Origin of the sequence: Pseudomonas frederiksbergensis (assembly GCF_003732275.1) — a bacterium.
GTDB classification, from domain to species: domain Bacteria; phylum Pseudomonadota; class Gammaproteobacteria; order Pseudomonadales; family Pseudomonadaceae; genus Aquipseudomonas; species Aquipseudomonas frederiksbergensis_H.
In genome coordinates this window covers 14,695-38,371 of sequence record NZ_MOBM01000005.1, presented here as the reverse complement: position 1 = coordinate 38,371, position 23,677 = coordinate 14,695, and the positions used below count along the sequence as shown (strand labels likewise).

Genomic DNA, 23,677 nt, shown 5'->3' with positions numbered 1-23,677 from the left:
TTCAGCCCTTCGTGACAGGCAGAAATCGGCCCAGAGTGTGTAAAAACGCTTCGCCAAAATTGAAGTGTGCGCGTCTACGTTAATTCTGAAATTTATTGGCCCGTCAGCAAATGTGGATTTCGCATAGACGAGCAAACTTCAATGGTAATGAAGCATTTTTACACCCTCTGGGCCAGAAGCGGACGGCCGCATAAATCGCACACTTTCTGACCCTTCAAGCCCGCCCAATCAACGCGTGCGATGGCGGATGAGCAGTACCTTTACTTTCCCTGAACCTAAGGCTAGCGCCAGTAGAACCAGCAAAATCAAGGCCCAATTAGAGGGGCTTGGGTGTTGGCCGAGGATGACCATTGAGCTGACGATGCCAAATACCGGAATCAACAGCGATAACGGTGCCACGCGCGACATTGGGTATTCACGCAACAGCAGGTTCCACCCCCAGTAACTGAAGTGTGTCGCTGCGTAGACCTGGAAAGCGAGTGAAAAAAGCGTCATTGCATTGAGCTGCGAAGGTAGCGCGTTGAAGGGTGCCGAGCCATGCAGCAGCCACGTCAATAGCAAGAGCGGGATGGGTGGAAACAAGCTGGCCCATACCACGAAGGCGAAGATCTCACGTACCTTGGATACTTTGATGACAACGTTGCCAATGCTCCATGCCAATGCGCTGGCAATTACGAGTGCAAAACCTGCCCTCGACGCATCGCCGGGACTGCACAGTACCATCCCCCCCAACCCTGCGGCCGCCAGCAAGCTGCCAACCAATTGGGGCTGACCCAGGCGTTCTCCGAAAAAGAGCACTCCCCAGCCCAGCGTGAAGAATGCGCTGAACTGGATCAACAGCGATGCACTACCAGGTGGCACACCCCAAGCGATCCCCTGGTTGATCAAGGCCCACATGGCTACGCCAAAGATCAGCCCGTAGGCCGCCAACCACCGGAATGCAACGCGTGGACGCTCCACGAAAAATACCCAGGGCAAGGCGGCCAGCGTGAAACGCAACGCTGTCAACAACAGCGGGTCGATGCCGGCAAGCCCAAGTTTGGTCACGGGAAAGTTCAATCCCCAGACGGCCGTGACCAACACGACTAGTACAAGATGCTTCTTCTGCATGGTCAGTCTTTTCCCAGAGCTGAGCGGAAATGCTCGTGCCTGAAGAAATATGCAAGCAATCGACCTGGCCCGCTTTCAGTCATAGGCCAACTTTCATTAGAATCGGGCCATGCGAGAAATAACCATACCTCCCTACCAGAACACATCGCGCGATGCTGTCGTGACCGCACATGACTATGTGGACGGAACGCTGTTCCCGGTACACAACCATCAGCGTGGACAGTTCGCGTATGCCGCAAGGGGGGTCATCACCGTGTTTACCGATGACGGCAACTGGGTCGTTCCGCCCCAACGCGGCATATGGGTCCCGGCGCAGCTCCCCCACGCCATGCAGATGCGTGGCCCTGTCACCATGCACAACACCTATATCCGCAAACAAGCTGCACAGCGACTCGGGCTACCGGGACAATGTCAGGTATTGGACGTGTCTCCGCTGTTGCGGCATTTGCTGTTGAAAGCAATGGATGTACCCGCGCACTATTCCACCCAAGGACGCGATGGCCATTTGATGGGATTGCTGCTGCATGAAATTGCCGGGATGCCTGCGCTTTCGCTCAATGCCCCATTGCCGGCGGAGCCGCGTCTTGCGATGGTGTGCCGCGAGTTCCTGGCCCAGCCGTCGCTGGAAGTTGGTATCGACGAAATGGCTCAACGCGCGGGGATGAGCCGCCGTACCTTTACCCGACAGTTTCGATTGCACACAGGCATCAGTTACATCGAATGGCGACAACAAGCCTGCCTGCTCGCAGCGATTGTTCGGCTCGGAAAAGGTCAGTCGGTCACACAGGTTGCAATGGTGTTGGGTTATAGCAGTTCAAGTGCATTCGCGACGGTTTTCAAACACCTGCTGGGAGAAGTGCCCAGCCGATACTTCGCAGATCAACAAGCCTGGGAGTCCGCTCGATCTCGTGCCTGCCAAGCCAACCACGACGAAAGTCCCGGATGGCAGTAAACGTCTGAGCATCGTGTCTTGCAGGGCACTACCTGTACACAATAATGTGGCAACACTTGATCAATAGCGGTAGCTGCCAGCACAACGGCCGGTCGTCTAACAACCGGCTCACCTGGAGCCTGCCACTCTGCATCTCAGAGTGATCGCCCGCAGCGGCGAGCCGCGCCACTCCCACTGAGATGATCCTGCAGTCACACTTGGGATCATCAAGATCTGCCACACATAGCAGCAGAGCTGCTTTTATTGGCCGCAAATTACTAGCAGCGCTATTTGCTGAAATATCATACTCTTGTCGCCATGAAAACACGCCGTCCCCTTACCCCTGAAGAAGTCGCCGAAAGCACCAGGCTCAAGGCTATTTACGACCAGCGAAAGTCTGCTGCCAAAGCGGCTGGATCAAATCTCACTCAAGCGGATGTGGCTGAGGCTTGCGGCTGGTCTGGCCAAAGCGCCTTCAGTCAGTACGCAACCGGCAAGGTTCCACTGAACGTCGAGGCCCTCCTGAAACTGGCAAAAGCCTTGCGCTTCGATGCCAGTGAAGTGAGCCGGCGTCTGATGTCGACCGTTGCCAGCGTCCAGCCTTCCGAGCGCATCCAGCCAAGCGTATTGATGTCGGACATCCAGCCTTGGGATGACGACACTCCCCTGGATGACGATGAGGTCTACGTTCCCTTCTTGCGCGAAGTGGAACTGGCGGCCGGATCAGGCCGTTTCGTGATTGAGGAAAGCGACAGTGCCCGGCTGCGCTTTTTCAAGAAGGACCTTCGCCATAACGGCGTTCAGTTCAGCAACGCGAAGTGCGTGGTTGTCAGCGGCAACAGCATGCTGCCAGTACTGCGTGACGGCGCAACCGTAGGCATCAACGTCGGCAAGAGTTCACTGGGCGATATCGTTGACGGCGACATGTACGCCATCAACCACAGCGGTCAGCTACGTGTGAAACAGGTTTACCGCCTACCGACGGGCATCCGCCTGCGCAGTTTCAATCGCGACGAGCATCCGGATGAGGACTACACCTTCGCAGAGATCCAGGAACAGCAAATCGTGATCCTGGGCCATGTGTTCTGGTGGGGGATGTTTGCCAGGTAGTCCCCCCCTACACAAGCGCCAGAAACGGCGCAAAGACAGAATGAAGAAAATAGCCTCCGTTTGTTGTTGAAGACTACAGAATGCTCGGCATCCGCCTACAGTACAGGAAGGAGCCGCGGTGTTTGCGGACTGCACCAAAATGAACGGAGTCCACTATGACCTTTTCAGCATCGAACCCTGTTGCGCGCAAGTTATCGGTAGCTCTCGCTTTCGCATTGTCAGCAACCCTCGTTGGTTGCGCCACTAACAAGGACTTTTACGCCAAAGGGGGAAGCCGATCTGATGGCGTCGTTGATATGGCGTACGACTTCCAGCAGTTTGAAACCCCTGTGGTTCGAGTCGAGCAGGCCCAAAGTATTGCTAAATCAAAATGCGCGATGTGGGGTTACACGGATGCAGAGGCATTTGGAGGAAAAACCCAGCACTGCAACCAGATGAACGGCTACGGTACCTGCATCGCAGGTCAGATGGTTGTCCAATACCAATGCTTGGGCAATATCAACACCTCCAACACTTCCACTACACAAGCCGCACCCGTTGCCGATGCTGCAGCAACTTCTGCTTCGGGCGGGCCGCTCAACAAGGATCAGTGGAAGCTGCAGCAAATTCAGCAGTTGAACAAATCTGCACCGTCGTATGAGGAGTACGAAAAGCGGTACCGGGCCATCATGGAGCAATAACAAACCTTCCCCTTCGGCGCGCATTTAAAATGTCGACGACCCGACTTCGGGCGCAGCTCGACACTCTGTAGAACGCGTTCATCGATTAGAAGCCCGCCAAGCGCGGGTTTTTTGTGCCTTCTAAAAATATTATTAGCAGCGCTATTTACTTTAAATATCAGCACTGCTACTTTTTTTTTCAAGCAACAAAAGCATCACTTCTGCCCATTCATTGAGTGGGCAGTGGGATGTAGGCCTGCATCAAAAGCGAAAGGCTCAATGGAGCAAAAGGTGACATCCATGAATTAAGGAAAATGACCATGACCGTAGACATCAGCAACTACACAATCGCTACACCGCTTCCTATTTCCGACACCAACCCCATCGCACTTGAGCTCATCGGCTGGCGGGCACTGCTTGAATGCCCGGAAGTCATTTCGATGCTTCCAGATGGCTCGCTGCAAATGACAGCGCCGACGCTCGGCGCTTCGAGCAAAAGCACGCAGCGGACGCGCTGCGAGTGGAAAGAGCCGGGTTATTGGCTGTTCGCCAGCGCTGCTGACCACTGGAACCGACAAGAAATGCGGCTAACGAAGGTCAACTCGCTGCAGAAGGTCGTGATCAGCCAGATTCATGTGCAGGGTTCAGAGCGACCACCGGTGAAAGTGTTCTGGAACAAAGGCCGGATCACCATGGGGTTCCGGTCGAGCTATCTTCAAGAAGACCCGGTGAACACGACGGTTCTGGAAGATGTGCCGCTCGGGGCACTGTTCAAAATCAACATTCACGCCAATTCGAGCGGCGCTGTCTCCGTTTCGGCGAGCTGTAACGGGGTCAAATCGACCTCCGCAATCATGCGCCTCGACAACACCTGGGACACGAAAACGCTGGCCTTCCACGGCGGTGTGTACAACCAGATCGATTACTCCGACACCACCGACCCCGAAGACGGTTCGGTGTGCATCATCAGTGACCTTTCCATCACCCACACTTGATATTAAATCGGACCTGTAGGAGCCAGCGGTGCGGCAAGTCGGATCGCCGCACCGCTGGCTCCTGCGAAAAGCGGATCAACGCTTTACGTGCAGCGCATCATCGGGCAGTGATTGGAAGTCATCCACCACCTTGTCTGTAGTAATGACAGCATCAAGGCCCCAATCGCCGGGCAGGTGCCAATCCTCTCCAAACATCTCCGCCGGATGCATCGTCCGTTCGGAACCATTGCCGCACGCCAGGGACTTCGCCGGGCAATACAGGTCACATCCCCAACAGATCCGCTCGGGGTGCTTGGGGTTGACGGGGAAGTTCTTGGCCATGCCGATCTCCGATCATTGAGTGGCGTCGTTCCAACCTATAGCCCTTGCGCAATGCCAGCCTTGATACATATCAAGAATCGACATCAAGCGACTTCCCTCCCCCATCGCGATCCTGCAGCTAAGCTTCCAACGGCTGAACAGACCTGGAGACGTCGCTCATGCTCAATAAAAATCCTTTCCCAAGCGCTGGGGCCCCGGACCATCCAACCCTGTCGACATGGGACGATCAAAACGCCGCAACATCCATCGATGGCGACGCGTTTACCGCCCCGCCCGCCCTGACCAACGCCGAACTGGTTCACTTGCGTGTCCGAGTGATTGCCTTGGAGAACCTGGTCATCGCGCTGCTGGCAGAAGGTTCGAAACGTCAGCTCGCCATTGCCCGGGAAATGGCCGACTACATTTCCCCCAGACCCGGTTTTACCCAGCATCCCTTGACCGTTCATGCGGCGGCACAGATGACCCACAGCGTTGAGCGCGCCCAGCGATTTCGCCAACGTGACGAGCCATCGGTTTAATTGCTCAAAACTTGATAACAATCATTATTGTTCGCAGCAAAGCTTCCTAGACTCGGACGCCTACTCGTCAGTGTTCAGGAAGCTATTATGCGTACCCCTTTTTCACTATCCCTCGCCCTGCTCTTGCTTACACCACTGGCTCACGCCAAAGAATACCCAATCGGGGAACCACAGTTGTGTCCCGGGCTGGAAGTCGGGGCGGTGTATTTGCAGCCAATCGAAATGGCACCTGCGGGGATGATGCGCGCGACCGCGGATTCCGACGTCCATCTGGAAGCTGATATTCGGGCCACTGCGGACAATCGGCAGGGCTTTCAGGAAGGCAGTTTCGTGCCCTACCTGAACGTCTCTTTCAACCTGAAAAAAAACGGCAGCGACCCCGAGATCAAAGGCGATTTCCACGCCATGGTGGCCAATGACGGCCCGCACTATGGCGACAATGTGAAGCTGCTTGGCCCCGGTAAATATCAGCTGACGTTCACCGTCCTGCCACCCGGCGGGCATGGCTCCCTCGGGCGCCACACCGATAAGGAAACCGGTGTCGCTCCCTGGTTAGAACGCTGTGAACTGCACTACGAATTCATCTACGCCGGCATCGGTAAAAAAGGCGGCTATTGAATGAAGCGCCTGCATCTTGCCTGGCTGATTGTGGCCGGAACAGTTGCACCGTTGACGGCCCATGCCGAGTTGCCGAGCTTTGAGCTGATCCTGCGCGATGGCCACTTCACGCCGGCCTTGCTGGAAGTGCCGGCCGGACAGCGCTTCAAGATCGTTCTGAAGAACGTCGGCCAAGGACCGGCCGAGTTCGAGAGCACGCCGTTGCGGGTTGAAAAAGTCTTGTCGCCGGGGGTGACGACCTTCGTGGTCATTCACCCTCTGAGACCCGGTCACTACCCCTTTTTCGACGAGTTCAATCCGCAATTGCCCGAGGGCGGCATCCTCGCGAAATAACCTGTTAGCGCACGGAGCTTCCATGAATCAATCAATGTTCATCGTCTGGCGCGAAAGTGTCGAGGCGTTACTGGTGATCGGTATTCTCCAGGCCTGGGCCAGCCAGCAAGGCCAAGCTAATCGTCTGGTCAAATACCTGTGGGCGGGTGTGGTGCTGGGGTTGATGCTCTCGGGCCTGCTGGCGGTGTTGATTCTGTTTGCCGGTGAGGCCATGAGCGGGTCGGCCAGTGAATGGTTCCAGGCCGCACTCGCGCTGGTTGCCAGTCTGTTGATGGTGCAGATGGTGGGCTGGATGCACCGCCACGGACGCAGCCTCAACCACGATTTACGACGACACGCCGATAGCCACCTGGCCCGACAAGGTGGCGCAGGTCTGTTGCTGCTGGCCATGCTCGCGATCAGCCGCGAAGGCAGCGAAACGGTGGTCTTTCTCTATGGCGCCGGCGCCCGGTTGCGAGGTTCGCAGCTCGGTTTGTTTGCCGTCGGCGGCGTATTGGGACTGGTGCTGTCGGCGCTGACCATTACGCTGCTGCACAGCAGTCGCCGATTCATTTCATGGCAACGATTCTTTGCCATCAGCGAAGCCATCTTGCTCATGCTCGGCGCGGCGTTGCTGGTCAGCGGCACCGAGCGAATCGGCGGCCAATTGCTCGCCCTGGATTTGCCGGACATGGTTTACAGCCTCGTTGGCGAAGCGCTTTGGGACAGCAGCACGTTGCTGAGCGACAGCCATGGATTGGGTGGCTTTCTTGCAGGGTTCACCGGTTATCGGGCAAGCCCCAGTGGCCTGACCTTGTTGGTGTGGATCGGTTATTGGCTGGCCGTCGGCGGCTGGCTACGGCAACGGACTGCGGAAACCTGCCATGCCTGACCTGAGCCGGTGCAATCGATGGCTCCAACGACTGGGCGACGGGATGCGTCGCCATGCGCCCGTCATCCGTGGGGTGCAGTGGGCTGTTGTAGTGTTTTACGCGGTGCTGTTGGTGACCCCGGCGCTGTTGCCGCTGCCAGACAGCCAGGCACGGATACTCGACAACCTGACCTTGCTCGCGCAGTTTCTATTCTGGGGGATCTGGTGGCCGTTCGTGTTGCTGTCGATGGTGTTCTTCGGCCGACTCTGGTGCGGCGTTCTGTGCCCGGAAGGCTCGCTCAGCGAATGGGCCAGCCATTACGGTAAAGGCCTGGGTGTGCCGCGCTGGTTGCGCTGGGGCGGCTGGCCTACCTTGGCGTTCTGCCTGACGACCCTCTACGGCCAGTTGATCAGCGTCTATGACTACGCCCAGGCCGCGCTGTTGATTCTGGGCGGTTCGACCGTCGCAGCGGTCGTCGTCGGGTTGTTGTTCGCCCGGGGCAAGCGAGTCTGGTGCCGTTACCTGTGCCCGGTCAGCGGTGTTTTCGCCCTGCTCGCAAGGCTGGCTCCGGTGCATTTTCAGATCGATGAACAACGCTGGCTAGAAAATGCCGCACCGCGCCTGCCGCCACCCAACTGCGCTCCCCTGCTCGATATCCGCCGCCTGCAAGGTGCCAGCGATTGCCACGCCTGCGGACGCTGCAGCGGGCAACGCGGTGCCGTTCAGCTGATCGCCCGCTCCAGCAATCAGGAGATTCTTCACGCGACGGCGCAGACCCTGCCCCCCTGGGATACGCGCTTGCTGCTGTTCGGCGTGATCGGCTTGGCCATGGGCGCGTTTCAGTGGACGGTCAGCCCATGGTTTATCGCCCTCAAACAACACCTGGCCGAGTGGCTGGTCGAACACAACCAACTCTGGGCCCTGCAGGACAATGCTCCCTGGTGGCTGCTGACCCATTACCCGCAGCTCAACGACAGCTTCAGCTGGCTCGACGGTTTCAGCATCGTCGCTTACCTGAGTTTGAGTTCGATCGTGCTCGGCACGGCGTTGATGCTGCTCCTGCGCCTGACGGCCCGACTGGCGCGGGATAGCACACTGTATTGGCCCCTGGCGCTGACACTCACGCCCCTGGGGGGTGCCGGACTGTTTCTCGGGCTGTCGGCTACCACCGTCAAATTACTGCGTTATGAAGGTCTGCTGCTGGAGTGGGTGCAACCGGCCAGGGCCTGTCTGTTACTGGCCGCGATGGGCTGGAGCCTGCTCCTGGGTTGGAAACGGCTGAGTCGCGAAAATCTTTCCCGGGTGCGACGCGGGTCCGCCGTCGCTTGCCTGCTCCTGGCCGAAGGCATGGTGGGATTTGGCTGGTGGTTGCAATTCTGGGGCTGGGCTTGAGTTCCCCAGCCCCCGTTACCCCCGCAACACGAAGGCTGGAAACAACTCGCGCATGGCCTCCCACAACTCTGGCAGCAACGCTTGAGCCGACACGCTCGGCAACAGCGGATCGAACATCCGTTCGGTGCGAACCAGTTGCACGGAGAAGCGTTTAACACCAAGCGCATTCAAGCGTTTGGCCAGGATCAGCAGACGCGCCGGCTCGAACAGATGCCAATGCACGGTGGTGCGACATTCGTAGTCGACACCACTGGCCAGCAGATGCTCGAGGCTGCGCCAATTGGCAGTTCCACTGCCCTCGACCCGAGTGATGGCCTCGCAATCTTCAGGCAACGCCTTGACATCGAAACCGACCCAATCCGCGCCGGTCAGCGCCTTGGCGAATGCAGCAGGCTTGATCCCGGCGCTGTGCAAGCCGATGCGAAATCCCATGCCCCGCACTTCGTCCATGGCACCGAGCAAACCATCCTGTAAGGTTGGCTCACCGCCGCTGAACACCACGGCATCGAGCAGGTCCTGACGACGTTGCAGAAACGCCAACACCCGCCGCCAATCCACTTCCTCACTGCCACGAGGGGGAATCAGCTGCGGGTTATGACAATAACGACAACGCCAGGCGCAACCCTGGCAAAACAGCACGCAGGCGAGCTGTCCCGGATAGTCGATGGTGGTCAGGGGCACCATACCCCCGACCCGAAGCATTCGACTCATTGGCGCCCGGCCAGTGCCGCGCTTTCAGTGAAATGCACCCGCTCACGGTGCTCCGACTGTTTACCCGGATTAAACGCCGACACAGGACGATGATAGCCCATCACCCGGGTCCAGACTTCGCAGCGTTGACGTTGAGCCTGGGGCAGTGTTTGCGATGCAGTCATGGTGAAGCTCCTTGCGGTTGAGTGGATTGAAATCAATGAACGGCGCCGGTTTTCTGCTCTTGCAGCAGCAGGACCTCGTCGCATTTGGGGCAGAACTCATGTTCGCCATCGAGGTAGCCATGCACCGGGCAGATGGAGAAGGTCGGGGTCACGGTCAGGTACGGCAGGCGGAAGCGGCCAAGGGCCTTGCGCACCAATTGCTTGCAGGCTTGGGTCGAAGAAATCCGCTCGGCCATGTACAGATGCAGGACCGTGCCGCCGGTGTATTTGCATTGCAGTTCGTCTTGAAGTTCCAGCGCCTCGAAGGGGTCTTCGGTGTAGCCCACGGGCAGTTGCGAGGAGTTGGTGTAATACGGCGCCTGCACACTGCCGGCCTGGAGAATGTCGGGATAGCGCTTGAGGTCTTCCTTGGCAAAGCGGTATGTGGTGCCCTCGGCCGGAGTCGCTTCCAGGTTGTAGAGATGACCGGTTTCCTCCTGGAAACGCAGCAACGTGGCGCGCACATGGTCCAGCATATTCAGGGAAAACTTGCGGCCCTGTTCGGTGTGCATGCCCTCCTCGTCGCCGGTGAAATTGCGCAGCATTTCATGTAGACCGTTGAGGCCGATGGTGGAAAAATGGTTGCGCAAGGTGCCCAGGTAACGCTTGGTGTACGGGTACAAACCGGCATCCATGTGGTGCTGAATGACTTTGCGCTTGACCTCCAGACTCTCCATCGCCAGCTCCATCAGCGCGTCCAGGCGCTGCAACAAACCACTGGTGTTGCCCTTGAACACATAGCCCAGACGCGCACAGTTGATGGTCACCACGCCGAGTGACCCGGTCTGTTCCGCCGAGCCGAACAAACCGCCGCCGCGCTTGAGCAACTCGCGCACATCGAGTTGCAACCGGCAGCACATCGAACGCACCTGATTGGGCTGCAGATCCGAATTGAGGAAGTTCTGGAAGTAAGGCAAACCGTAACGCGCCGTCATCTCGAACAGACGGTCGGCGTTTTCACTGTCCCACGGAAAGTCATGGGTGATGTTGTAGGTCGGGATCGGAAAGGTGAACACTCGCCCTTTCGCATCGCCTGCCTGCATCACCTCGATGTAGGCGCGGTTAAGCAGGTCCATTTCGACTTGCAGGTCGCCATAGGCAAACGGCATTTCCTCCCCGCCGATGACGGGTATCTGCTCACGCAAATCTTGCGGGCAAACCCAGTCAAAGGTCAGGTTGGTAAATGGCGTCTGGGTGCCCCAGCGTGACGGCACGTTGAGGTTGTAGATGAACTCCTGAATCGCCTGGCGCACCTCTTGATAACTCAGCTGGTCCTTGCGCACATAGGGCGCCAGGTAGGTGTCGAACGAGCTGAATGCCTGGGCACCGGCCCATTCGTTTTGCAGGGTGCCGAGGAAGTTCACCATTTGCCCCAGGGCGCTGCTCAAGTGCTTCGGCGGACCGGCTTCGACACGCCCCGGCACACCGTTGAGCCCCTCGTGCAACAGGGTGCGCAGCGACCAGCCGGCGCAGTAACCGGCGAGCATGTCCAGGTCATGCACATGCAAATCCGCCTCGCGGTGGGCCTGGCCGATGGCCTCGCTGTACACCTCGTCCAGCCAGTAATTGGCAGTGACCTTGCCCGACACGTTCAACACCAGCCCCCCCAGGGAATACCCCTGATTGGCGTTGGCCTGGACCCGCCAGTCTTCACGGTCCAGGTATTCGTTCATCGAGGTCGCCACTTCGACCATGGTCCGACGATCGCGACGCAAACGCCCGTGCTGTTCGCGGTAGACGATGTAGGCGCGCATGGCGAAGAAGAAACCGGCGTCCATCAACACCCGTTCGACACGATCCTGGATCTGCTCGACATGCAGCCTTGGCAGTCCGTCCAGCCGAGCGAGTACCGCCTGAAGCAAACCTTCAACCTCAACCTCGGTGTACTCCCCGGTTGCCTTGCCGGCAGCGATTAATGCCTGACGGATTTTGTCCGCATCGAAGGCGACCAGACTGCCATCGCGCTTGTGCAAGCGGTTAAATCCTACTGAGATCAGCGTGCTCTGCATTCGGCCTCCAGATACTACATATAGATGTTTATAGACAAGCAAACACAACATGCAGTAAAGACTACGGACAAAGGGCTGATCTGCAATTGATCGACATCAAGATTTGGCGGTGAAAAAAACCACCCGATGACGGCAAAAGAAAACCTAATGTGGGAGCGAGCCTGCTCGCGATGACAGCAGCACATTCAACATTGATGTCGACTGTTCTACCGCTATCGCGAGCAGGCTCGCTCCCACATTGGATTTGTTGTGTTTTACAGATCAGCTCAACCACCGCTCATGTTCATGAACCGCACTATCTGCACCTCCCCTTCCGGACTGAAATCGTGGCGCAACGGCTTGCCGCGCAAGGCCTTCTGCACCGCATTGATCAGCGGCTGATCATCCAGTGGATATCGCCGCAACAACCCTCTTAAATCCAGCGCGTCCTCCTGCCCCAGACAAAGCAACAGCTTCCCTTCAACAGTCATCCGCACCCGATTACAGCTGCCACAGAAGTTGTGGCTGTTGGGTGAAATAAAACCGATCCGGGTATCGGGATGGCGCTCCAGGCGCACGTAGCGTGCCGGTCCGCCGCTGTTCTCAGTGCTGTCGAGCAACCGATGCTGGCTGGCGATCAGCGCTCGTACCTCGTCACTGGAACAAAACGATTCGCCCCGGGAACGCCCAACGTCGCCCAAGGGCATTTCTTCGATAAAACTGATATCGATGTGCTGATCGATGGCGTATTGCACCAGTGCCGGGACTTCATCGAAGTTGCGCCCCTTCATCACCACGCAGTTGAGTTTGATCCGCTCAAACCCCGCGTCCCGTGCCGCCTCAATGCCGTTGAGCACCTGATCGAGATCGCCGATGCGGGTGATCGCGCGGAATTTCTGCCCGTCCAGGCTATCGAGGCTGATGTTCATCCGCTTGACCCCCGCCTCTGCCAATGGCCGGGCCAGGCGACTCAGTTGCGAGCCGTTGCTGGTCATCACCAGTTCGCGCAAACCGGGTAGCGCGGCGATGTTGCGGCACAGTTCGACAATGCCCGGACGAATCAGCGGCTCGCCGCCGGTCAGCCGGATTTTGCGTACGCCCAACCCGACAAACAGCGTTGCCAGACGCTGCAACTCTTCCAGCGTGAGCACCTGCTGACGCGGCAGGAAGGTCATGTTTTTCGCCATGCAATACACACAGCGAAAATCACAACGGTCCGTCACCGACATCCGCAGATAATCGATCTGCCGTCCAAAGCCATCCTGCATTACAGCGTTCATCACATCTCCCGGTTTGCCTCGATGCTCACTGCACCAGCGGTGAATCGGCGCCCTGCAAGTGGATGCCGCGAATATCCGCCGCACCGATCAGGGTTTGCAGGTACTGCACCAGGGCTTTTTGCCAGACGCCTTGCTGCAACTGCGTACGAATTGCCGTCGACACCACTTCATAGGGCAACGGCATGCCTTCGATCCGTTGATCGACACTGACCACATGCCAGCCGTAGCGACTTTCCAGCGGTTTGCTGGCCAGGCCCGGCGCCAGAGTGAACAGCTGACGTTCCAGTTCGGGCACGGTCTGGCCCTTGCTGATCTGCCCCAGAGAACCGCCCTGGGCCTTCGACGGGCAGGCCGAATACTTCACGGCCAGATCGGCGAAACTGCCCGGAAAGTCTTCCAGACGTTGCAGCAGAACTTCCGCCTGATCATGCGCAACGGCGCGCGCCTCGACATCATCCGGCGCGCATTCGAGCAGAATGTGCCGAACCGCCAGCAACGGTGCGCTGTGAAAGCGCCCACGATTGTTTTCGTAGTAACGCAAACTGGTTTCTTCGTCGCACTGCGGCACATGCACCTCGCGTTCGAGCAACAAGCGCGTGGCCGCTTCTTCTTCGTTCTCGCCGGCACCGATCTCCATCGACACGCCGAGTTCGGCAATGCGCTGCTGCAACAACTCGCGGATCACCAGTGCCCGGGCGGCCAGATAGACCGCTTCCTCGCGGCTTTCGGCCGGGTGATATTGCAGCTCCCGGGCCATCGCTTCCGGGGTGATCGACACCTCGTTGACGCTGATGATCGGCCACTCCTGTTCGCTGCTGGCGATCAACTGCGCCGGGGCGTCATCGGCAGCCACCGGCTCAACCGGGAGTGCTTCAAACTGCGCCTCTGCGACCGGCGCGATGTCGAGAACGTCCTCGGCTTTTTTGGAAGACCCGCAGCCACCGCTGCCGCCGTTACCACCACCACATCCACATCCACCTGACATGATTGTCTCCTCAGTACTTCTGACGAACGATTTGATAACGACGCCCCAGGTACCAGATCGGTGCGCTGATCATGTGTACGAGACGGGTGAAGGGGAACAGCACAAACAGGGTCAAACCGAGAAACACGTGCAGCTTGTAGGTCAGCCCGACCGGCGCAATAGACGCCGCCGCTTCCATTGGACGCAACAGCACGGTGTTCTGCGCCCAGTCGGCGAGCATCACCATCACCGAGCCATCCATATGCGCGGTGGACGCCGCAATCGTCAGCAGACCGAGCAGTAACTGCGCCAGCAGCACCAGCAGAATCAGGATGTCCGAAGGGCTGGAGGTGGCACGTACCCGAGGATCGGTGAGCCGCCGATTGACCAGCATCAGCAGGCCGATCAGGCACAACAAGCCGAAAAAACCACCGGACACCATCGCCAGCAACTGCTTGTTCTCAGTGCTGATCACGTGGTGATAGACCGACGCAGGCGTCAGCAGCCCGACGAAGTGCCCGGCCAGCACGAACAGCACACCGATGTGAAAGAGGTTGCTCGCCACGCGCATGCCGCGTTGGTTGAGCATCTGGCTCGAACCTGCTTTCCAGCTGTATTGCGACAGGTCGAAGCGTGCCCAACTGCCGATCAGGCAAATGGCTAACGCGACGTAGGGATAAATCCCGAATAACAACAGATTCCATTTAGACATTACCGACCTCCTTGGCTGGCGCGGCGGCCAACCCTTCATGCTGAAAATCCACCCAGTGCAACGGCACTGCGCTTTCTTCCCGAGCCTTGCCCGGTGCGCTTGGCAGTCCACTGCAACGGTCCTGCTGTTCGGCCTGGAGGAAGTCCACGGCCTCCTCTTCCCAGATCTTGTCGAGGGCTTCGAGGGAGTCGTCGCGCGGTTCGGCAGCCACCTGCACCCGCAGGTCGGCCACCGCCTGATGCGGTTCGGCCCCGGCGATTTGCAGCAGCGCGCGGAAGCAACTGGCATAGGCGCTTTCGCGCTCTTCCAGGCGTGCGGCGAGCAAGGCGAGCAAGTGCGAAACATCTGCCAGGCCCTCGCGGGCCTCGATGTCTTCGCGGGTGGACAGGAACTCCAGGTACAGCGGGATATAGTCCGGCAGCTCTTTGACGCCGATGGCAAAACCGGCGGCTTCGTATTGCGCCATCATGTCGACCATGGCCTGGCCACGGTCGCGGGACTCGCCATGCACATGTTCAAACAACAGCAACGACAGCGAGCGACCCCGGCCGAACAGCGCACCGTAATGCTCCTGCCCGTCCATCAGGTCATTGGCGCAGATCAGCTCGAGCAATTCGAACAACGCGCCGCGCTGTTTAGGGCTGATTTCCCGTGACTGGATAATCGCCTGCTCCAGTTCGTCGCGACCGCCAATCAGCGTCTCGGTCGGGTAATCGAGCAGCAGCGAAATCACTTTGAGAATTTGCATGCTCATTCCTCCCATAACTGGACGGTTTTCAGGATGTCGCGGCGGTTGGCTTTCTTCGCACCGAACATGTTGGTGTCGGAGCTACCGCTGCAGCCGCTACCGAAACTGAAACCACACCCGGAACGCTCGGCGAAGGCATCGCTCATGGCGTCTTCACGGTGCGCGCTCGGTACCACAAAGCGGTCTTCATAGTTGGCAATCGCCAGGTAGCGATACATCTCCTCGACCTGGGCCACGCTCAAACCGACATCCTTGAGCACTTGCAGGTCCTGAACGCCATCGACTTGCTCAGAACGTTTGTAGGCACGCATCGCCAGCAAGCGTTTAAGCGCACGCTTGACCGGTTTTTCATCGCCCGCCGTCAGCAGGTTGGCCAGGTACTTGAGTGGAATACGCAGGCTGTCGACATCCGGGATCACCCCGTTCATACCGACGGTGCCGGCAGTGGCGGCGTTCTGGATCGGCGACAGCGGCGGTACGTACCAGACCATCGGCAAGGTGCGGTATTCCGGGTGCAGCGGCAGTGCCAGTTTCCAGTCCACGGCCATTTTGTAGACCGGCGAACGCTGGGCAGAATCGATCACCGACTGCGGTACACCATCGGCCAGAGCCTGACGAATCACTGCCGGGTCATTCGGATCGAGGAAGATCTCCAGTTGTTTCTCGTACAGGTCCTGCTCGTTGGCGGTGCTCGCCACTTCGCTGATGCGATCGGCGTCATACAGCAGCACACCGAGGTAACGGATGCGCCCGACGCAGGTTTCCGCGCAAACGGTCGGCATCCCGGCTTCGATCCGCGGGTAGCAGAAGATGCACTTCTCGGACTTGCCACTTTTCCAGTTGAAGTAGATTTTCTTGTACGGGCAACCGCTGATGCACATCCGCCAGCCGCGGCATTTTTCCTGGTCGATCAGGACAATCCCGTCTTCTTCACGCTTGTAGATCGCCCCGCTCGGGCACGACGCCGCGCACGTCGGGTTGAGGCAGTGCTCGCACAGGCGCGGCAAATACATCATGAAAGTGTTTTCGTATTCGCCGTAAATGTCCGCCTGGATCTTGTCGAAGTTCTTGTCCTTGCGGCGCTTGGCGAATTCGGTGCCGAGGATTTCTTCCCAGTTCGGGCCCCACTCGATTTTTTCCATGCGCTTGCCGGAGATCAGCGAACGCGGACGTGCAGTGGGCTGATGCTCGCCCAGCGGCGCGGTGTGCAGGTGCTGATAATCGAAGTCGAAGGGTTCGTAGTAATCGTCGAGGCTCGGCAGGTCCGGGTTGGCAAAAATGTTCGCCAACACACGGAATTTACCGCCGATGCGCGGGTTGATCGTGCCATTGGCGTTGCGGATCCAGCCGCCCTTCCACTTGTCCTGGTTTTCCCATTCTTTCGGGTAGCCGATCCCGGGTTTCGATTCGACGTTGTTGAACCAGGCGTATTCCATGCCTTCGCGGCTGGTCCAGACGTTTTTGCAGGTGATCGAACAGGTGTGGCAACCGATGCACTTGTCCAGGTTCAGAACCATGCCGATTTGTGAGCGAATCTTCATCTCAGTTCTCCTCGATATCGGTCGGCAGCGGACGTGGCAGGTCATCGCCACTTGAACCATCGAGCCAGTCGACTTTGGACATTTTGCGCACCACGACGAATTCATCGCGGTTGCAACCGACCGTGCCGTAATAGTTGAAACCGTAGGCCTGCTGGGCATAGCCGCCGATCATGTGGGTCGGCTTGAGCACGACGCGGGTGACCGAGTTGTGGTGGCCGCCACGGGTCTTGGTGGTTTCCGAACCGGGTACGTTCACGATCCGTTCCTGTGCGTGATACATCATCACCATGCCGTCCTTGACGCGCTGGCTGACCACCGCCCGGGCGGTCAGCGCACCGTTGACGTTGAAGCATTCGATCCAGTCGTTGTCCTCGATGCCGGCGCGTTTCGCGTCGTTCTCCGAGAGCCACACAATCGGCCCGCCGCGGCTGAGGGTCAGCATCAGCAGGTTGTCGCTGTAGGTGCTGTGGATGCCCCATTTCTGGTGCGGAGTAATCCAGTTCAGGACGATTTCGATCTCGCCGTTGCTGCGCTTGCCTTTCACCCCTTCGATGGTGCGGGTGTTGACGGGCGGGCGATAACTCATCAGTTGCTCGCCGAACGCCTGCATCCACGGGTGATCCTGGTAGAACTGCTGGCGACCGGTGATGGTGCGCCATGGGATCCCTTCGTGAACGTTGGTGTAGCCGGCGTTGTAGCTGACGTGATCGTCTTCGAGACCCGACCAGGTCGGACTGGAAATGATCTTGCGCGGCTGCGCCTGAATGTCGCGGAAACGAATCGCCTCGTGGGCCTTGGACAGCGCCAGGTGGCTGTGATCGATGCCGGTGAATTCCGACAGCGCGGCCCAGGCCTTGACGGCAACATGGCCGTTGGTTTCCGGCGCCAGGGACAGAATCACTTCGGCGGCATCGATTGCCGTGTCGATTTTCGGCCGGCCGTGGCTGATACCGGCATTGCCTTCTTTGTGATTGAGTTCACCGAGGAATTTCACTTCGGTTTCGGTGTTCCAGTTAATGCCCTTGCCACCGTTGCCGTGTTTTTCCAGCAATGGCCCGAGGGACGAGAACTGTTTGTAGATGTTCGGGTAGTCACGTTCCACCACGTGCAAGTTTGGCGCGTTCTTGCCCGGCTCCGGGGCCACGCCGGCGCTTTTCCAGTCGGTGCCGCCAAACGGTTGGGCCAGTTCGCCAACGCTGTCGTGCATCAGCGGGATGGTCACCAGGTCCTTCTCAACGCCCAGATGCCCTTCGGCCATGCTGGAAAACGCCTTGGCGATGCCTTTGTAGATTTCCCAGTCGGAACGCGATTCCCACGCCGGGTCGATGGCAGCCGACAACGGGTGAATGAACGGGTGCATGTCCGAGGTGTTCATGTCGTCTTTTTCGTACCAGGTTGCGGTCGGCAAGACGATGTCGGAATAGACGCAGGTCGACGACATGCGGAAGTCCAGCGTAGTGACCAGATCGAGCTTGCCGATGGCGCCCTCGTCCACCCATTCGGCTTCTTCGGGTTTGCAATCGCCGACCTGGCCGATGTCTTCGTTCATCACCCCGTTCTTGGTGCCGAGCAGGTACTTGAGCATGTACTCGTGGCCCTTGCCCGAGGAGCCCAGCAGGTTGGAACGCCAGATGAACATGTTGCGCGGGAAGTTGACCGGGCTGTCCGGCTGTTCGCAGGCGAAGCGCAGCGAACCGTCCTGCAGCGACTTGACCACGTAGTCTTTCGGGTCCATGCCGGCAGCAGCCGCGTCGCGGCAAATGTGCAAAGGGTTAGTGTTGAGTTGCGGTGCGCTGGGCAACCAACCGGCGCGTTCGGCGCGGATGTTGTAGTCCAGGGCATGCTCGGGAAATTGTGATTTATCGGCCAAAGGCGAGAGCACGTCGTGCATGCTCATCTTCTCGTGGCGCCATTGCGAACTGTGGGCGTAGAAGAAGCTGGTGCCGTTCATTTGGCGAGGCGGACGGTTCCAGTCCAGGCCGAACGCCAGAGGCAGCCAGCCGCATTGCGGACGGAGTTTTTCCTGGCCGACGTAGTGCGCCCAACCGCCACCGGTCTGGCCGACACACCCGCAGAGCATGAGCATGTTGATCAGCCCGCGGTAGTTCATGTCCATGTGGTACCAGTGGTTCATCGCCGCGCCGACGATGATCATCGAGCGCCCCTTGGTCTTGTCGGCGTTGTCGGCAAACTCACGGGCAATCTGGATGGCTTTCTCGCGGCTCACGCCAGTGATCTGCTCCTGCCAGGCCGGGGTGCCGGGCACGGAAGCATCGTCGTAATCCTTGGCCACGTTGGCGCCGCCGAGGCCGCGATCAATCGCCAGATTGGCTGCCGACAGGTCGAACACGGTGGCCACTTTGGCCACGCTGCCGTCCGCCAGCACCACGTTATGCACCGGCACGCGGCGGTATTGCACGGCATCGCCGGCCACGTGCTGGAAGTGTTCCTGGGACTCGCCGGCAAAATACGGGAACGCCACTTCGGCAACGTCATCGCCGATCAGGCTCAGCTTCAGATCGATCTCACGGCCTTCGCCACCTTCACGAGGCAGGATGTTCCACTTGCCCTTCTCGCCCCAGCGATAACCGATGGAGCCTTGAGGGGACACCAGTTCGCCGCTGACATCCAGCGCGATGGTTTTCCATTGCGGGTTATTTTCCTGGCCGAGGTTGTCGGTCAGGTCACTGGCGCGCAGGAAGCGGTCCGGCTGGTAACCGGCGCCCGGTGCCTTGTCGACCATTTGCTTGAGCAGCACCAGCACTGGCAAATCGGTGAAGCGCTTGGCGTAGTCAGTGAAATAAGCGCTCGGTTTGTCCAGGTGGAATTCTTTGAAGATCACATGGTTGAACGCCTGGGCCAGCGCCGCGTCGGTGCCTTGCTTAGGGTTCAGCCACAGGTCGGTGAGCTTGGCGACTTCCGAGTAGTCCGGGGTGATCGCCACAGTCTTGGTGCCCTTGTAACGCACTTCGGTAAAGAAGTGCGCGTCCGGGGTACGGGTCTGCGGGACGTTGGAGCCCCAGGCAATGATGTAGTTGGAGTTGTACCAGTCGGCCGATTCCGGCACGTCAGTCTGCTCGCCCCAGACCATCGGCGAGGCCGGTGGCAAGTCGCAGTACCAGTCGTAGAAGCTCAGGCACGCGCCACCGATCAGCGACAGGTAACGCGCACCTGCGGCGTAGCTGACCATCGACATGGCCGGAATCGGCGAGAAGCCGACGATCCGGTCGGGGCCGTACTGCTTGATGGTGTAGACGTTGGCCGCGGCGATGATCTCGTTGACTTCCTCCCAGTTGGAACGAATGAAGCCACCCATGCCACGCTTGCTTTTATAGGAGTCGGCCTTGGCCTTGTCCTCGACGATGCTGGCCCAGGCTTCGACCGGCGCCATGGTCTGCCGCGCATCGCGCCAGAGCTTGAGCAACGGCTTGCGGATTTTCGGGTACTTGAGCCGGTTGGCGCTGTAGATGTACCAGCTGTAACTGGCACCACGCGGGCAGCCACGGGGCTCATGGTTCGGCAGATCGTTGCGGGTACGCGGGTAGTCGGTCTGCTGGGTTTCCCAGGTGATCAGGCCGTTCTTGACGTAGATTTTCCACGAGCAGGAGCCGGTGCAGTTCACCCCGTGGGTGGACCGTACGATCTTGTCGTACTGCCAGCGGGAACGGTAGACGTTCTCCCAGTCGCGCGACTCTTTTCGGGTCTCTCCATGACCGTCGGAAAACTCGTTTTGCTTACGGTTGAAAAACCGCAATTGATCCAGTAAATGACTCACGGTGTAGTCCTCTCAGGCTTTGTCGCGGAGTCTGTGCCCCGCCCACGCAATGGTTGAGTTCGGGTTTTCTCAGCAGGGTGTCGCGGCGCCTTTGCGCGCGTACCACCACCAGGTCACCACGATGCAGCTCAGGTAAAAGACGACGAACATGTAGAAGGCCATCTCCGGGCCGCCGGTCTGGGCCATCGAAGTGCCGAAGGATTTGGGAATGAAGAACGCACCGAAGGCGCCCATGGCCGAACTGAAGCCCAGGACCGCAGCTGATTCCTTGCCGGCATCCTTGAGCGCTTGTTCGCGCACTGCCGGTGGTTTTCCGGCCGAGGCTTTTTCATGTTGGGTGCGGAAGATCACCGGGATCATCCGGAAGGTGGAGCCGTTGCCGACGCCAGTGGTGATGAACAGCAGCATGAACAGGCCGAGGAAGCCGTAGAAATTGCCGCCGGTACCGTTCTGCGGCAGGAAGTGCATCACCCCGAAGACCATCGCGATCATCGCCACGAAGTTCCACAAGGTCACTTTCGCGCCACCGAGCTTGTCCGCCAGCCAGCCGCCCAGTGGACGTACCAGCGCACCCACCAACGGGCCGAGAAAGGCGAATTTCAAGGCAATCACGTCAGGGAAGGAGGTTTTGATCAGCAACGGAAACGCGGCGGAAAAGCCGATGAACGAACCGAAGGTCGCCAGGTACAACCAGCACATCAGCCAGTTGTGTTTGCGCTTGAAGATCACCGCCTGTTCGCTGAACGAAGCGCGGGCACTGGACAGATCATTCATGCCGAACCAGGCCAGCACGGTCACCAGGACAATAAACGGCACCCAAATGAAACCGGCGTTCTGCAACCACAACTGACCACCGTCCGGCAGGGCTTGCGGTTTACCGCCCATGAAGCCGAACACACCGAAGGTAATCACCAGCGGCACGCAGAACTGCATCACCGAGACGCCCAGGTTACCCAACCCGGCGTTGAGGCCAAGGGCCGTGCCCTGCTGCGACTTGGGATAGAAGAAGCTGATGTTGGACATGCTCGAGGCGAAGTTGCCGCCACCGAAACCGCAGAGCAAGGCAATCAACACGAACACGCTGTAGGAGGTGCTCGGGTCTTGCACGGCGAAGCCCATCCAGATCGATGGCAACAGCAGCGACGCGGTGCTCAGGGCGGTCCAGCGACGGCCACCGAAGATCGGCACCATAAAGGAATAGAAGACGCGCAAGGTTGCACCGGACAACCCCGGCAACGCCGCCAGCCAGAACAACTGGTCAGTGGTGAAGGTGAAGCCGATGGCGTTCAAACGCACAATCACCGTGCTCCAGACCATCCATACTGCGAAGGCCAACAACAGCGCAGGAATGGAAATCCACAGGTTGCGAGTGGCGGTCTGTTTGCCGCTACTTCCCCAGAACGCGGGGTCCTCGGGGCGCCAGTCATGAATGACCGGGCCTTTGTCAGGCTTTTGCAGAACGGACATGTTCTTCTCCTAGGGCAATACTGGAAATCGGGGACGGGGTCAGCAGCGGCGCTTTACCCAGCACCGGGCTTTTGCGTATTTCGCTGAAGTACATCCAGGTGAGGGAGACCCAGACCACGCCGTACATCAACATGAAGCAGGAAGAGCGCACGCCGGTGAGGTCCACCAGGGCGCCAAACAGGATCGGCAACACAAAACCACCCAGGCCACCGGCGAGGCCGACGATGCCGGACACCGCACCCATGTTTTTCGGGTAGTCATTGGCGATGTATTTGAAGACCGAGGCCTTGCCGAACGCGAAGGCGATGCCCATGACGAACAGCAGCACGGTGAACAGCGCGGGATTGAGGCCGATGTGGAAATCCAGCGGGCCGTTGATGGTCTGCACTTGCAATTGGGTCTGGGGATACGAGAGCAGGAACAGGCAGATCGAGCTGACCCACAACACCCACCAGGTCACGCTTTGCGCGCCCCAGCGATCCGACATCCAGCCGCCGACAGCGCGCAGCACGCCACCGGGCAGGGAAAAACAGGCCGCCAGCAGCGCCGCGCTTTGCAGGCTGAAACCGTATTCCTGCACGTAGTACTTGGTCATCCACAGTGCCAGGGCGACGTAGCCGCCGAAGACGATCGAGTAGTACTGGCAGTAGCGCCACACCGCAGGGTCTTTCAGCGAGCGCAGTTGCTCACGCAAACTGGCGCCGGTGGCGCTGCGGTGGTCCTTGTTTTCGGCACTGAGGAACCAGAACAGCAGCGCGGTAATGAAGAGAATCGCGCTGAAGACTTTCGGCACCAGTTGCCAGCTGCCGGCGGCAATCAGTGCCGGCGCGAGAAACTTGGTCACCGCGGCCCCGGCGTTACCGGCGCCGAAGATGCCCATGGCGAAGCCCTGGTTCTCCTTGTCGAACCATTTGGCGACGTAGGCAATCCCCACCGAGAACGAACCGCCGGCCAAGCCGACGAACAAGCCCAGCACCAAAAACTGCCAATAGGCGGTGGCGTGGCTGATCAAGTACAGCGGTGCGACGCAGGCCAGCATCAGCAGGAAGAACACACTGCGCCCGCCAAAACGGTCGGTCAGCAACCCCAGCGGCAAACGCACCAGCGAGCGGGTCAGCACCGGAGTCGCGGCCAGCAGGCCGAACTGGGTTTCGTTGAGCTGGAGAAGGTCCTTGATCGGCACCCCGAGCACGGCAAACATCATCCAGACCATGAAGCACACAGTGAAGGCCAGTGTGCTCATGCCCAGCACCAAGCCTTGTCGTACACGCGGTGGGTTCACAATGCTCTCCAGTCAATTAGCCATGGCGGCAGACTAGAGAGGCCAACCCCGCAAAAACTTGATCCATGTCAACGAAGCCCTAGGGGGCATAGGCCTATGCTTGTGCGGTCTACCTCTAAGGAGGTAGTGCAAGAAAGCCTTGAAACCCTTTATTTATCAACTAGTTAA

At 58.9% G+C, this 23,677-nt stretch carries 21 protein-coding genes and 1 pseudogene; 9 read left to right on the top strand and 13 right to left on the bottom strand.

Annotation, left to right across the window (positions count from 1 at the left end):
* Nucleotides 1-228: 228 nt before the first annotated feature.
* The gene (locus tag BK662_RS03135; protein WP_123356631.1) at nt 229-1,110 is read right to left on the bottom strand and encodes an EamA family transporter; all 882 of its coding nucleotides are present in this window, start codon (nt 1,108-1,110) and stop codon (nt 229-231) included.
* Between the two features lie 109 nt (nt 1,111-1,219).
* Between BK662_RS03135 and BK662_RS03130 the strand changes: the two genes are divergently transcribed.
* The 4 genes from BK662_RS03130 (at nt 1,220) to BK662_RS03115 (ending at nt 4,805) form a co-directional block, all read left to right on the top strand.
* On the top strand, nt 1,220-2,062 hold the full coding sequence (locus BK662_RS03130; RefSeq protein WP_123356629.1) for an AraC family transcriptional regulator: 843 nt from the start codon (nt 1,220-1,222) through the stop codon (nt 2,060-2,062).
* Between the two features lie 297 nt (nt 2,063-2,359).
* Complete coding sequence (locus tag BK662_RS03125) at nt 2,360-3,151, top strand: XRE family transcriptional regulator (RefSeq protein ID WP_123356627.1); 792 nt, start codon at nt 2,360-2,362, stop codon at nt 3,149-3,151.
* A 155-nt stretch (nt 3,152-3,306) separates the two neighbouring features.
* Nucleotides 3,307-3,831 carry a YecR family lipoprotein gene (gene yecR / locus BK662_RS03120; RefSeq protein ID WP_123356625.1) on the top strand — a complete coding sequence of 175 codons (525 nt, stop codon included), beginning with the start codon at nt 3,307-3,309 and terminating at the stop codon, nt 3,829-3,831.
* 299 nt (nt 3,832-4,130) lie between these two features.
* Nucleotides 4,131-4,805: a polysaccharide lyase family 7 protein gene (locus tag BK662_RS03115; protein WP_123356623.1), complete on the top strand. Its 675-nt coding sequence runs from the start codon at nt 4,131-4,133 to the stop codon at nt 4,803-4,805.
* Nucleotides 4,806-4,880: 75 nt separating this feature from the next.
* On the opposite strand, the gene BK662_RS03110 is transcribed toward BK662_RS03115, so the two are convergent.
* Nucleotides 4,881-5,126 carry a DUF3079 domain-containing protein gene (locus BK662_RS03110; protein ID WP_123356621.1) on the bottom strand — a complete coding sequence of 82 codons (246 nt, stop codon included), beginning with the start codon at nt 5,124-5,126 and terminating at the stop codon, nt 4,881-4,883.
* A 158-nt stretch (nt 5,127-5,284) separates the two neighbouring features.
* Between BK662_RS03110 and BK662_RS03105 the strand changes: the two genes are divergently transcribed.
* The 5 genes and pseudogenes from BK662_RS03105 (at nt 5,285) to BK662_RS03085 (ending at nt 8,838) form a co-directional block, all read left to right on the top strand.
* Nucleotides 5,285-5,644 (top strand): hypothetical protein, encoded by a 360-nt coding sequence (locus tag BK662_RS03105; RefSeq protein ID WP_123356619.1) that lies wholly within the window; start codon nt 5,285-5,287, stop codon nt 5,642-5,644.
* A gap of 87 nt (nt 5,645-5,731) precedes the next feature.
* Nucleotides 5,732-6,262: an iron transporter gene (locus tag BK662_RS03100; RefSeq protein ID WP_123356617.1), complete on the top strand. Its 531-nt coding sequence runs from the start codon at nt 5,732-5,734 to the stop codon at nt 6,260-6,262.
* Nucleotides 6,263-6,595 (top strand): cupredoxin domain-containing protein, encoded by a 333-nt coding sequence (locus tag BK662_RS03095; RefSeq protein WP_038982869.1) that lies wholly within the window; start codon nt 6,263-6,265, stop codon nt 6,593-6,595.
* Between the two features lie 22 nt (nt 6,596-6,617).
* Nucleotides 6,618-7,471, top strand: a pseudogene (locus tag BK662_RS03090) (FTR1 family iron permease).
* The gene (locus tag BK662_RS03085) at nt 7,459-8,838 is read left to right on the top strand and encodes a 4Fe-4S binding protein (RefSeq protein ID WP_123356613.1); all 1,380 of its coding nucleotides are present in this window, start codon (nt 7,459-7,461) and stop codon (nt 8,836-8,838) included. Before BK662_RS03090 ends, BK662_RS03085 begins: the two are co-directional and overlap by 13 nt.
* A gap of 15 nt (nt 8,839-8,853) precedes the next feature.
* Here BK662_RS03085 and BK662_RS03080 read toward each other — a convergent pair whose 3' ends face one another.
* The 11 genes from BK662_RS03080 to BK662_RS03030 all read right to left on the bottom strand — a co-directional run bounded on the left by BK662_RS03080 (nt 8,854) and on the right by BK662_RS03030 (nt 23,509).
* Nucleotides 8,854-9,549, bottom strand: a complete 696-nt coding sequence (locus BK662_RS03080) for an anaerobic ribonucleoside-triphosphate reductase activating protein (protein WP_185047072.1) — start codon at nt 9,547-9,549, stop codon at nt 8,854-8,856.
* Nucleotides 9,546-9,713 (bottom strand): anaerobic ribonucleoside-triphosphate reductase, encoded by a 168-nt coding sequence (gene nrdD / locus BK662_RS03075; protein ID WP_017338867.1) that lies wholly within the window; start codon nt 9,711-9,713, stop codon nt 9,546-9,548. The genes BK662_RS03080 and nrdD overlap by 4 nt, the downstream gene beginning before the upstream one ends.
* Nucleotides 9,714-9,745: 32 nt before the next feature.
* Nucleotides 9,746-11,761: a ribonucleoside triphosphate reductase gene (locus BK662_RS03070; protein ID WP_123356609.1), complete on the bottom strand. Its 2,016-nt coding sequence runs from the start codon at nt 11,759-11,761 to the stop codon at nt 9,746-9,748.
* Nucleotides 11,762-12,027: 266 nt separating this feature from the next.
* A complete protein-coding gene (gene moaA / locus BK662_RS03065) occupies nt 12,028-13,020 on the bottom strand; it encodes a GTP 3',8-cyclase MoaA (protein ID WP_123356607.1) in 993 nt (330 codons plus the stop codon).
* A gap of 25 nt (nt 13,021-13,045) precedes the next feature.
* On the bottom strand, nt 13,046-14,005 hold the full coding sequence (locus BK662_RS03060) for a peptidylprolyl isomerase (RefSeq protein ID WP_123356605.1): 960 nt from the start codon (nt 14,003-14,005) through the stop codon (nt 13,046-13,048).
* A 10-nt stretch (nt 14,006-14,015) separates the two neighbouring features.
* Nucleotides 14,016-14,696, bottom strand: coding sequence for a respiratory nitrate reductase subunit gamma (gene narI / locus BK662_RS03055; protein WP_123356603.1), 681 nt, complete (start codon nt 14,694-14,696; stop codon nt 14,016-14,018).
* A complete protein-coding gene (gene narJ / locus BK662_RS03050; RefSeq protein ID WP_123356601.1) occupies nt 14,689-15,444 on the bottom strand; it encodes a nitrate reductase molybdenum cofactor assembly chaperone in 756 nt (251 codons plus the stop codon). The genes narI and narJ overlap by 8 nt, the downstream gene beginning before the upstream one ends.
* Before the next feature lie 2 nt (nt 15,445-15,446).
* Nucleotides 15,447-16,985, bottom strand: coding sequence for a nitrate reductase subunit beta (narH, locus tag BK662_RS03045; RefSeq protein WP_038982852.1), 1,539 nt, complete (start codon nt 16,983-16,985; stop codon nt 15,447-15,449).
* A gap of 1 nt (nt 16,986) precedes the next feature.
* Nucleotides 16,987-20,760, bottom strand: a complete 3,774-nt coding sequence (locus BK662_RS03040; RefSeq protein ID WP_123356599.1) for a nitrate reductase subunit alpha — start codon at nt 20,758-20,760, stop codon at nt 16,987-16,989.
* Between the two features lie 69 nt (nt 20,761-20,829).
* On the bottom strand, nt 20,830-22,227 hold the full coding sequence (locus tag BK662_RS03035) for a NarK family nitrate/nitrite MFS transporter (protein WP_123356597.1): 1,398 nt from the start codon (nt 22,225-22,227) through the stop codon (nt 20,830-20,832).
* On the bottom strand, nt 22,205-23,509 hold the full coding sequence (locus tag BK662_RS03030) for an MFS transporter (RefSeq protein ID WP_123356595.1): 1,305 nt from the start codon (nt 23,507-23,509) through the stop codon (nt 22,205-22,207). Before BK662_RS03030 ends, BK662_RS03035 begins: the two co-directional genes overlap by 23 nt.
* Nucleotides 23,510-23,677 lie beyond the last annotated feature (168 nt).

Bases quoted from the DNA above. Each gene is read 5' to 3' on its own strand.
- BK662_RS03035 (WP_123356597.1), bottom strand. From the start codon at position 22,227: ATGTCCGTTCTGCAAAAGCCTGACAAAGGCCCGGTCATTCATGACTGG.
- BK662_RS03080 (WP_185047072.1), bottom strand. From the start codon at position 9,549: ATGAGTCGAATGCTTCGGGTCGGGGGTATGGTGCCCCTGACCACCATC.
- BK662_RS03070 (WP_123356609.1), bottom strand. From the start codon at position 11,761: ATGCAGAGCACGCTGATCTCAGTAGGATTTAACCGCTTGCACAAGCGC.
- yecR (WP_123356625.1), top strand. From the start codon at position 3,307: ATGACCTTTTCAGCATCGAACCCTGTTGCGCGCAAGTTATCGGTAGCT.
- narH (WP_038982852.1), bottom strand. From the start codon at position 16,985: ATGAAGATTCGCTCACAAATCGGCATGGTTCTGAACCTGGACAAGTGC.
- BK662_RS03135 (WP_123356631.1), bottom strand. From the start codon at position 1,110: ATGCAGAAGAAGCATCTTGTACTAGTCGTGTTGGTCACGGCCGTCTGG.
- BK662_RS03095 (WP_038982869.1), top strand. From the start codon at position 6,263: ATGAAGCGCCTGCATCTTGCCTGGCTGATTGTGGCCGGAACAGTTGCA.
- BK662_RS03125 (WP_123356627.1), top strand. From the start codon at position 2,360: ATGAAAACACGCCGTCCCCTTACCCCTGAAGAAGTCGCCGAAAGCACC.
- BK662_RS03115 (WP_123356623.1), top strand. From the start codon at position 4,131: ATGACCGTAGACATCAGCAACTACACAATCGCTACACCGCTTCCTATT.
- nrdD (WP_017338867.1), bottom strand. From the start codon at position 9,713: ATGACTGCATCGCAAACACTGCCCCAGGCTCAACGTCAACGCTGCGAA.
- BK662_RS03130 (WP_123356629.1), top strand. From the start codon at position 1,220: ATGCGAGAAATAACCATACCTCCCTACCAGAACACATCGCGCGATGCT.
- BK662_RS03085 (WP_123356613.1), top strand. From the start codon at position 7,459: ATGCCTGACCTGAGCCGGTGCAATCGATGGCTCCAACGACTGGGCGAC.
- narI (WP_123356603.1), bottom strand. From the start codon at position 14,696: ATGTCTAAATGGAATCTGTTGTTATTCGGGATTTATCCCTACGTCGCG.
- BK662_RS03100 (WP_123356617.1), top strand. From the start codon at position 5,732: ATGCGTACCCCTTTTTCACTATCCCTCGCCCTGCTCTTGCTTACACCA.
- BK662_RS03060 (WP_123356605.1), bottom strand. From the start codon at position 14,005: ATGTCAGGTGGATGTGGATGTGGTGGTGGTAACGGCGGCAGCGGTGGC.
- moaA (WP_123356607.1), bottom strand. From the start codon at position 13,020: ATGAACGCTGTAATGCAGGATGGCTTTGGACGGCAGATCGATTATCTG.
- BK662_RS03110 (WP_123356621.1), bottom strand. From the start codon at position 5,126: ATGGCCAAGAACTTCCCCGTCAACCCCAAGCACCCCGAGCGGATCTGT.
- narJ (WP_123356601.1), bottom strand. From the start codon at position 15,444: ATGCAAATTCTCAAAGTGATTTCGCTGCTGCTCGATTACCCGACCGAG.
- BK662_RS03105 (WP_123356619.1), top strand. From the start codon at position 5,285: ATGCTCAATAAAAATCCTTTCCCAAGCGCTGGGGCCCCGGACCATCCA.